Raw genomic sequence first — 9,348 nt, 5'->3', positions numbered from 1 at the left:
GAAGAGATTGCGAACGCAACGGCGAGCGGCCCGGCGTGAGCGGGCCGTGTCTGAAATGCCCCGAGACACGGCCCGCTCACGCCGGACCGCTCGCCGTTGACGCGGTCCGCTCGCCCTCTTGCCCGAGTGACGACACCATGACCTTCTTGCTGCCGCTCGTCCTCGTCCTCTGGTCCCCGGCCGCGCCGGGGACCGACGACCCGATCACGGCCTTCCGGCAGGCCGAGGAACACTTCGCCGCCGACCGCCCCGGCCTCGCCGAACCGCTGTACCGCCAGGCGCTAACCGCGACCGACAACTTCACCGTCCGCCGGTCCTACGAGCGGCTGATGGAGATGTACATCAAGTCGGCACGCCCGGACCGGGCGATTCGCATTTCCGAACCGTTCCGGGCGTGGTTGAAGAAAGTCGACGACACCGCGACGACGGCCCAACTCGACGTGGTGTGTGGCGAGCGCTACGTCGAACTCGCCCTGTACGACCAGGCCGAGGCCGCCTTCGCCGCCGCCCTCGACGCGAAACAACCCCTGCCCGCCGACTACCTCCTCAAGGCCTACCGTGGCCGGGCCGAGGTCGCGTCGTGGCGGAAGCTGCCGACCCTGCCGCAGCGGTGGAAGGATCTGGAGGAGAACGCCCTCGCCGTGCGGAAAGTCGCGGACAAGTCAAACGAACTGTCCCTTCGCATTGTGGCCGATCGGGCGCGGGCGGAGGCCGTCAACTTCCGCGGCGACGCGAAGACCGCTCTGGCCGTGCTGGAGAAACTCCCCGCCTTGCACGACCAACTCGGCGACCCGCTCGGCCGCCGCGACACGCAGACCCTTCGCGCGAAAATCCTCGCGTCCGCCGGCCGGTACGCCGAGGCGGACCCGCTGTTCCGCGAGGCGATCGCGATTCACCGCCGCGAGCGGCCGAAGAAGCACATGATCCCCGGCGACATCTTCGTGGAATGGGCGGCCTCCGCCGACGCTGCCGGGAAGCGGACCGAGGCGGGCCGCGTTCGCGAACAGGCTGCCGCCGAGTACCAGGCGATCATCGCGGCCGCGGCCAAGCCCACCCCGCCCGGGGAGGTGTTGGAGATCGAAAGTCCGTTCGCCGCGTTCGTGAAGTTGCAGCAACTCACTCAAGCTGCCCGGCAGTTCCGCAAGGCCCTCGATCTGGCCCGCGAGGCCGGAGAGCGGTGGTCCGGCGACCAGATCGTGGACGGCCGCCTTTCGGCCGACCGCGGCATGATGGAATTCATTTCGGCGTCCTACCCGCTCGCCCGCGACCTGTTGCGGAAGTCGTTGAAGGAACTCGACGCCGCCCAGCCGCAAGACCTGCGGGCGACCCTGCTGGTGCTGTCCAACCTCGCGGCGACCGAGATCGCCCTCGGTGACGCTGCTGCGGCCGAACGCCTGATCGCCCGTGCCACCCAGTTGTACCGGACCCAAAACCTGCCCGACGACTCGGTGCGGGCCGGGTGCGAGTACCTCGGCGGCGGCGCGGCGATGATGCGCGGCGGATACGCGGAAGCCCTCACCCGCTTCCGCGGCGGCCTGGTCATCTGCGACCGCGTCGGCCCGGCCACCGACCCCGTCCGGTTCAACGTGTTACTCCACATGGCCCTGATCCACAAGGAGCAAGGCGACCTCACGGCCACGGCCGACAGACTCGAACAAGCTGCGAGCGTGCTCGTGAAATTCGCCGAACCCGGCGACCTGTGCGGCGGCCTGATCGCGGCCGTGCGGGCCGACATCTCGCTCACCCAGGGGAAGGTCGCGGAGGCGGTGGCCCATGTGCCCGAGATCGAGAAGGCGTGTCAGGCGAACGGTGTGACCGGCGGGTTCATGGTCGCGACGGCCCGCCACACGACGGCCATGAACCTACTGGTTCACAGCGACTTGGCCGGGGCCGAGAAAATCTGGCAGGAGCAAGCCCAACAGCAGCGGGCCGACAAACACGTCCTGCTCGCCCGCAGTCTGAACTACCTCGGTATGGTCAGCGAATTCAAGGGGCGAGACGACGACGCCCGGAAGTACTTCAACGAGGCCCGCACCTTCCAGGCGTCGCGGTCGCGGTGCCCGCTGGTGACGCAGTGCCTAACGCTCTGGCGGCTGGCCGTCCTCGCCGACAAGGCCGGACAGTACAAGGAAGCGAAAGCCCTGGCGGGTGAAGTGTTCGACATCGCCGACAAGGCCCGCCTGAACACGTTCGGCGAGGCGGCTGCGCGGGCCACCTTCTACGCCCAGTTCAACCACATCTTCGAACTGCTCGCCCACTGGCACGCACGCGACGGCGAGGCCGACGGCGTCCTACGGGTCATCACCCGCAGTCGCAGTCGCACACTGCTCGACCAAATCCTGGCCGCCGGCGTGGACCCCCGCGAACGGATCACCGGGCCGGGCCGCGATAAACTGCTGGCGAACGAAGTTACCGCCCGCGAGAGCATCTCGCGACTGCGGGCGAAGGCGCAGTTCTTGTCGGCCGAAGACCCGCAGGCGAAGCAAGTGGTGGCCGATCTGGAGAAGGCCCAGAAGGACTACGCCGAGGCGTGGAAGGAAATCGTCGCCGCCGACCCGGTGACGAAGGCGTTGACCGACCCGACGATGACCGCCACGAACGTGACCGGCCTGCCCCGCGACCCGGCGTACCGCAAGACCGCGGTACTGGCGTACCTCGTCGGCCGCGACGAAAGCTTCGCAGTGCTGTCGCCGGGGCCGGACCAGCCGAGCGAACTCTTCAAACTCAGCGTGCCGCAGAAGCTCGCCGACAGCATCGGCGACGTGCCGACGGGCCAGCCGACTTACGTGGCCACCCGCCGCGGCATCACGATTGTGCCGCTCGGCAAGCAACCCGACGCACCGCCGACCGACGCCGGGCCGACTCAACCCCTGACGGGCACCATCGCCACGCGGATTGTGGACAGTTACCTCCGGCAAGTGACCGACGAGGCGTTCAACCCGACGCGCGGCATCGTCATCGTCGAACGCGCGACGAAGGCTCCGACCCAATCGACCCGCAGCGAAACGCTCGGCGACGTGGCCCTGCCCCCGGCCCTGCGGGCGCGCCTGAAGGCGATTCAACCGGACCGCGTCGTGCTCATCCCCGACGGCGCGTTCCACAAGGTGCCGTTCGAGTGCCTGGTCGTGTCGACCCCGGCCGGGCCGAAGTTCGGGCTGGACGAACTGCCGCCGCTGATTTACGCCCCTTCGCCCGCGATCCTGGGCGCGGTGACGGCCCGCGAGAAGCCGACCGGCCCGGCCAGCCTCCTGACCGTCGGCGACCCGGCCTACGGCGAGGCGGCGGCGGGCGGTGATCGGAACGTCCGGCGGGACAGCAGTGCGATCAACTTCCGGGGCAACTTGCCGCTGTTGCCGTTCTCGTCGGTGGAGAGCAAGCGCGTCCGCGAAGCCTTCCCGGCCGAGTTGGTGACATCCCTTCTCGGCGAGCAAGCGACCGAGAAGGCAGTCGTGGCTGGCATGGCCGACAAGCGGTTCATCCACATCGCCGCCCACGGCTTCGCCGACGACCGCTTCGGCAACCTGTTCGCCGCCATCGCGCTGACGCCGCCGAAGGGCGACGTGATCTCGTCCGGCGACGACGGCTTCCTGTCGCTACACGAGATTCACCGGCTGAAACTGAACCGCTGCGACCTGACCGTGCTGAGCGCCTGTACGACGAACGTCGGCCCGCAGCGGCCGCTCGAAGCCGGCGTGACGCTGGCCGGGGCGTTCCTATGTGCCGGGTCGCGGCGGGTGATGGCGAGTTGTTGGTCGGTGGACGACCAGGCCACGTCCGAACTGATGGCGACGTTCTTCAAACTCGTTCAGCCCGGCACGGGCGGCCAATCGTACCCGGACGCGATGAAGGCGGCCCGCCAGAAGATTCGCAACACCCCGGGCTGGGAGTCGCCGTTCTTCTGGGCTCCGTTCGTCTTCGCGGGCGTGCCTGACTGACCGGAACGAGTTATTGCCGGGCGCGAGTCACCGCAAGCTCCCGGCAATAATTGTCCTACAGTACCGGTACGCAACAGGCAAATGTGCAGTTTCCTGTCAAATTACTCGCCCTCTCCCAACATTAACATTTGTCCGTAAATATCTGCGATAATGGCAGATTATGGCAGTTTGTAACGACTCTAGGGGTCGTTATTGTTGATTAATTCGTACGGAACAGGTTATCTTGCTGGCATTCCTTCTCCATTTTAACTATGATTAGTCAGTCCGTTTCCCGCAACCGCGCAAGTCGCCGCCTATTACCTGTTCCATGAACGGGTCAAGGATGAGACGGCGAAAACCCGAAAAGGAGCACCGGACTCCCTCCATCCTCATGATGCCAGCGGCCGGACGCCGTGGCTCTTTTGTGACCGATTTCTTGCCCGCCGAGGATATCTTCTGATGTCGATCCTGCCGCAATTGACTTCCCGCTTACCTCTCCTCCGGAATTGGTTCCGCCAAGCCGAATCTCCCTCGACGCTTGTCTCGAAGTTGCCGACGATTCTCACGCCGAAGAACCCTGTCCTGACCGGCTCCGGTCTGACTCGCACCTTCGGCACCGGTGACACGAAAATGTACGCCCTCAAGGACGTGGCGATCGAGTTGCATTCCGGCGAACTGAACCTGCTCATGGGGCCGAGTGGTAGTGGTAAGAGCACGTTGCTGGCGGTGTTGTCGGCGCTCCTGCGGCCGAACGCCGGTCAGGTGAAGGCCCTCGGCCGCGACGTCTGGACGATGTCCCCCCGCGAGATGGAGCAGTTCCGCCTGGAACACTGCAGCTACATCTTTCAGGGGTACAACCTCTTCCCCGCGTTCACGGCCCGGCAGCAACTCGAAGTCGTCCTTCAATGGGGCGAGGGCGTGAGCCAACGGGAAGCCCGCAAGCGGGCCGACCACGTCCTCGGGCAACTCGGCCTGACGCACCGCGCCCACCTTCGCCCGGCCGCCTTGTCCGGCGGCGAGAAGCAGCGGGTGGCCATCGCCCGCGCCCTGGTGAAGAACCCGTCGTTCATCTTCGCCGACGAGCCGACCAGCGCCCTCGACTGGGAGAACGGCCAGGCGGTGATGGACCTGCTGAAAGAGTGTGCCAAGCTCCGCGGCGCGACGGTCCTGGTGGTGGCCCACGACCACCGTCTGGAAAGCTACGCCGACAAGATCTTCCGCATGGCCGACGGTGCGATGGCGAAGCCGGCCGGCGAACTCGTGAAACGCGGCAACGACGCCCCCCCGCGGCCCGCCAATAAGGGCCGGGTGCGGATCAACGATCTCGAATTCGCGCACGTGTGAGTTCGAATTTCAGATGGACATGCCAGCCCAGGGTCGTGCCTCGCGCACCCTGGGCTTTGTTCATGATTCAACTCCACTGGCCCCAAATGGGCGCGGAGAAGACAGACCTCCTTCGCCCTACGCTTTCGCTGCCGCCGGCGGCGGGTTGCGGAACGAGTCCGGCAGTTTGTTCTTGTCGAACAACAGCGGCATCACCAGCAACATGACGAAGAGGCCCAGCCCCGCCGCCCCGCCGATGGCGTGGCCCATCGTGTACCGCAGCACCGGCCACAGGGCCACGAACCAGACGACGAAGTGCAGGGCGTTCAACCCGAGCGCGGCCATCATCGCCCCGGTGCTCGGGCTGAACATTGCCGACGGCACGTTCGTCTGGCCGAACTCGATGTACCGCCGCCCGCCCACCTCCTGGAACACTTTGTTCGACCCGCCCGCGTACTTGCCGGTCTTGTCGAACTGCGCGTCGAACTTCACCGGCTTCTCCCCGTCCTTCACCTCGATCGCCGACACCATGTAGTCGGCCGAGTTCATCTTGAACGGCTTCGTCGCGTCCTGCACTTCGACGAAGTTGCCGCTGACCTTCTTGTACGGCACGCTCGTCTCCTTCTTGTTCGCGTCCCGGCGGACGGCCGTGAACTCGTGGAACTCGCTGGAACTCGTCGGGTTGAACTCGAAGAACGTGCCGTAGCGGTCCTTCGACTCGGCCCGCGTGTTCACGAACGTCCAGAAAGTGAGGAACCCGCCGACGAGGAACGCCGCGAGGGCCGCCCGGATCGGCAACTTGTCGGCCGGCGTGTTGTAGAGAGCCGCTTGCAGGAAAAGTGCGGTCCCCCAGAAGAACGCGAACAGCCCGACGACGAGGCCGACGAACGTGAGGATGAGAATGGTGCTGGGTGACACGGCGATCTCCGGGAGGGACGGTCCAGGGAGCTATCCTAGCTTCCCCCGTTCGCCCGGAAACCGCCGTTGCACGGATCGCGGCGGTTGGTATAAGGCGGCCGGACGATTCCAGAGGTTCCGCCATGCTCGCAACCTGCACACTCCTCTTGATGCTCGCGCCGACGCGGGCGGAGCCGACGGCCCCGACCCCGCACTTCGGCCGCGGCGATGAGATGGTCTACACCGGCGAGGTGGCCGAGGAGAGTACACGCGTCGATTTGACGAACCGCCGCCGGTTCGGGCTGGAAGTCCGCATCTTCGTACTGGAAACAACGGACGCCTTCACCGATCTGGCCGTGCTGACGCTGCTGCAATCGAAGGAAGACCCGAACGTCGCCCCGGCCGCCGCCGCCGTCACCGGCGTCGACCCGGCGAAGAACCGCACCCCGCCGGCCGTGCGGTTGGAGATGGTCCGCGTCGATGCGAACGGCCGGACGACCCTCTTGGTTCCGAAGCCGATGCCGCCGATCACGCTGACGGCCGCCACGGAAACGAAGGCGATTCCGCCGGTGTCGTTGGATTCGCCGACGACGCTGGAACTCGGATTCTTGGTGCCACTGCCGGAGAAACGGCCGACGCTGAAGGCCGCGTGGACGATTTCGGAGATGGATCGGCCCGACCTCACGTGGGCCGTGGCTCAATCGGCCGTGTCGAACGGGGCGGAAGTACTCGAACTCGCGGGCCGTCAGCAGACCGCGAAGTGGGAGAATCCGAGCGGCCTGGACAAGAACTGGCGGCGGACTGATTCCGTCTGGGTCGGCACTGGCGACGGCTTGGCCCGGCAGTTCACGCGAACCACGGAGACCAAGGAGGGCCTCCACGTGATCGAGAAGCGGACCGTGAGGTGCGTGCTGAGTTCGCCGCCGTCGCCGAACCGCGGCGAAGGCTACAACGCCATCCGCAAGGAGATCGACGCGGCCGTCAGTTTCGCCGCCGACCTGGACGCCGGCCGCGCGACGCGATTGTCGGATCGGCTCGACGATTTCGAACGCCGGCATCGCGAGACCCCGTACCGGGCCGCCCTGGAAGCCGTGCGAAGGCGGGCGAAGTAGGCGAGCGACGGTTGAGAAACTCGCGTTGTCTTTCGACCTTCCCTGTGCATACGATGGGACGCCATGACCGACTACGACATCGCCGCCCCGAGTCGCGTGTGCACCGCCACCGGGCGGGAACTGAAGCCCGGCGAGCCGTTCGTAGCGGTGCTGTTGGAAGAGGGCGAGAAGTTCGTGCGGAAGGATTATGCCGCCGACGCCTGGCCGGGGGCCCCGGAAAAGTCCGTTGCGTTCTGGAGCGGCAAAGTCCCTCCGACCGACCGACCGCGGAAGCCGACGTTTAATGATGACCTCCTGCTGGAGTGGTTCCAGCACTTGGCCGGCAGTTCCGAGGCGAACCGGCAGAACATCCGCTACGTGGTCGCGCTGCTGATGATGCGCCGCAAGCGGCTGAAGTTCGAAGACGCGAAGCGGCAGGGCACGACGGACGTGCTGATTTTGCGGGATGCTCGGAATGGGACACGCCACGAGATCCCCGACCCCCGCCTGAGCGAAGCCGAAATCGTGGCCGTGCAGGACGAAGTGTTCCAGGCTTTAGGGTGGCAGTAGTCACGGAGGACACGACCATGAAAACGATCGGCTTCGCCGTGATCCTCATGTTCGCCGCCGGTTGCGTGGGTCCGGGCCGTGTGACTCGCGACGTTCAGGAGCCGGAACAAATGGCCGAGTTGGTCGCGAGACTCGCTCCACCTGGGACGTCCGTCGATGACGCCCAACGGGCGATGGAGCGAGAAGGATTCAGATGTTCGCGGGTCGTGAACGGAACCTTCACGGCACTCAAGGGAGAAGAGCGGACGCCTGAGGAACACGAAGGCATCGATTTTTTGAAGTGCTGGCGTTCACGCGACAGCCAGTTGAGCATTATCAGCGGTAGTTGGAGTGTCGCAATTGTGCATAAGGACAGCAAGGTCGTGGAAGTGCTAGCCTACACCGCTTTGACGGGGCCGTGATACCGACCGCGACGGCGAGCGGCTCGGCGTAAGCGGGCCGTGTCTGGACAAACTCGCTCAAGACACGGCCCGCTTACGCCGGGCCGCTCGCCGGTTCTGAACGTGAGGGCTTCGACATGCGATTCGCTCGACTGACCGGCGTCGTGATGCTCGCGGCCTTCACAGGCTGCGCGTGGATGAAGGACTCGCGCGTCGAGTCCAAGCCGGCCGTGCCGATCAACGGGCCGATGGCGGAACGCTCCTCGGCCGAACTCGTCAGCTATCTTAACAGGCAAGCCGGGATACTGCGAAGCGTCAGCTACGACGACGTGCGGGCCGTCGCCAGCGAGGGCGGCAAGGAAATCGGCACCCTCAACGACAGTTCCCTCTACAGTGCCCAACCGCGGAACTTCCGCCTGATCGGGGCGCACGCCCTGGCCGGCACGATGATCGACATCGGCTCGAACGACCGCGAGTTCTGGATGTACGCCAAGCCGATCGGCCGCGACAACTACTTCTACTGCTCGCACGACGCCTTCGCGAAGGGCGACGTGAAGTTCCCCATCCCGTTCGACACCGACTGGGTCATGCAGGCCCTCGGCATGGCGACCTACGACCCGAACGACGCATACGAGGTGAAGCCGAACAAGGACCAGGCCGCCTACGTGCTGTACCAGCAGACGAAGACCCGTACCGGGCTGCCGGTAGTGAAGACGACGGTCTTCAACGCCGACTTCGAGGGCGGCAAAAAGCCGGCCGTGCGGAAGCATGTCGTCTTCGACGCTCGCGACCCGAGCCGGCCGATCGCCAGTGCCGAGATCGTGGCCGCCAAGACGATCCCGCTGAACGGCGGCTACGTGCAAATCCCGACGGAAGTAATCCTCGACTGGCCGCAACAGCAGTTCCGCATGACGATGAAGCTCGGTAAGGAGCACGTCAACGAAGACCTCGGCGAACGGCAGGCGCAACTGTTCAACAAGCCCACCATCCGCGGCACGAACCCGATCGACCTGGCCCGCTATCAGATCGTGGTGCCGAGCAGCGCCCGCGGGCAAGCCCCGGCCGACCGCCGGTCGTACCGCCTGCCGTCGCTCTGGAAGTAAAACCGAATTTCACCACAGAGGGCACAGAGAACGCAGAGGAAAAACCGAAGGGCGTTCAAAAGGCAGAAGA

The 9,348-nt window shown here is 65.8% G+C and carries 7 protein-coding genes; 6 read left to right on the top strand and 1 reads right to left on the bottom strand.

Annotation, left to right across the window (positions count from 1 at the left end):
• Positions 1–137: 137 nt before the first annotated feature.
• Both PX52LOC_RS07275 and PX52LOC_RS07270 read left to right on the top strand, forming a co-directional pair.
• Positions 138–3,935: a CHAT domain-containing protein gene (locus tag PX52LOC_RS07275; RefSeq protein WP_149109467.1), complete on the top strand. Its 3,798-nt coding sequence runs from the start codon at positions 138–140 to the stop codon at positions 3,933–3,935.
• A 438-nt stretch (positions 3,936–4,373) separates the two neighbouring features.
• Positions 4,374–5,258 (top strand): ABC transporter ATP-binding protein, encoded by an 885-nt coding sequence (locus PX52LOC_RS07270; protein ID WP_149109466.1) that lies wholly within the window; start codon positions 4,374–4,376, stop codon positions 5,256–5,258.
• Positions 5,259–5,375: 117 nt separating this feature from the next.
• Here PX52LOC_RS07270 and PX52LOC_RS07265 read toward each other — a convergent pair whose 3' ends face one another.
• Entirely contained in the window at positions 5,376–6,155 is a 780-nt protein-coding gene (locus PX52LOC_RS07265; RefSeq protein ID WP_149109465.1) for a hypothetical protein, read from the bottom strand.
• Between the two features lie 122 nt (positions 6,156–6,277).
• Here PX52LOC_RS07265 and PX52LOC_RS07260 point away from each other — a divergent pair, with 122 nt between their 5' ends.
• The 4 genes from PX52LOC_RS07260 (at position 6,278) to PX52LOC_RS07245 (ending at position 9,278) form a co-directional block, all read left to right on the top strand.
• The gene (locus PX52LOC_RS07260; protein WP_149109464.1) at positions 6,278–7,246 is read left to right on the top strand and encodes a hypothetical protein; all 969 of its coding nucleotides are present in this window, start codon (positions 6,278–6,280) and stop codon (positions 7,244–7,246) included.
• Between the two features lie 63 nt (positions 7,247–7,309).
• The gene (locus tag PX52LOC_RS07255; RefSeq protein ID WP_149109463.1) at positions 7,310–7,795 is read left to right on the top strand and encodes a hypothetical protein; all 486 of its coding nucleotides are present in this window, start codon (positions 7,310–7,312) and stop codon (positions 7,793–7,795) included.
• Between the two features lie 17 nt (positions 7,796–7,812).
• Positions 7,813–8,196, top strand: a complete 384-nt coding sequence (locus PX52LOC_RS07250; RefSeq protein ID WP_149109462.1) for a hypothetical protein — start codon at positions 7,813–7,815, stop codon at positions 8,194–8,196.
• Between the two features lie 116 nt (positions 8,197–8,312).
• Positions 8,313–9,278 (top strand): hypothetical protein, encoded by a 966-nt coding sequence (locus PX52LOC_RS07245; RefSeq protein WP_149109461.1) that lies wholly within the window; start codon positions 8,313–8,315, stop codon positions 9,276–9,278.
• The last annotated feature ends 70 nt before the right edge of the window (positions 9,279–9,348 follow it).

It is taken from the genome of Limnoglobus roseus, from assembly GCF_008254045.1.
GTDB lineage: Bacteria > Planctomycetota > Planctomycetia > Gemmatales > Gemmataceae > Limnoglobus > Limnoglobus roseus.
This window is presented reverse-complemented; position numbering and strand designations above follow the sequence as displayed.

Coding starts and splice junctions, on each gene's coding strand:
- PX52LOC_RS07250 (WP_149109462.1), top strand. CDS start 7,813: ATGAAAACGATCGGCTTCGCCGTGATCCTCATGTTCGCCGCCGGTTGC.
- PX52LOC_RS07255 (WP_149109463.1), top strand. CDS start 7,310: ATGACCGACTACGACATCGCCGCCCCGAGTCGCGTGTGCACCGCCACC.
- PX52LOC_RS07275 (WP_149109467.1), top strand. CDS start 138: ATGACCTTCTTGCTGCCGCTCGTCCTCGTCCTCTGGTCCCCGGCCGCG.
- PX52LOC_RS07260 (WP_149109464.1), top strand. CDS start 6,278: ATGCTCGCAACCTGCACACTCCTCTTGATGCTCGCGCCGACGCGGGCG.
- PX52LOC_RS07245 (WP_149109461.1), top strand. CDS start 8,313: ATGCGATTCGCTCGACTGACCGGCGTCGTGATGCTCGCGGCCTTCACA.
- PX52LOC_RS07270 (WP_149109466.1), top strand. CDS start 4,374: ATGTCGATCCTGCCGCAATTGACTTCCCGCTTACCTCTCCTCCGGAAT.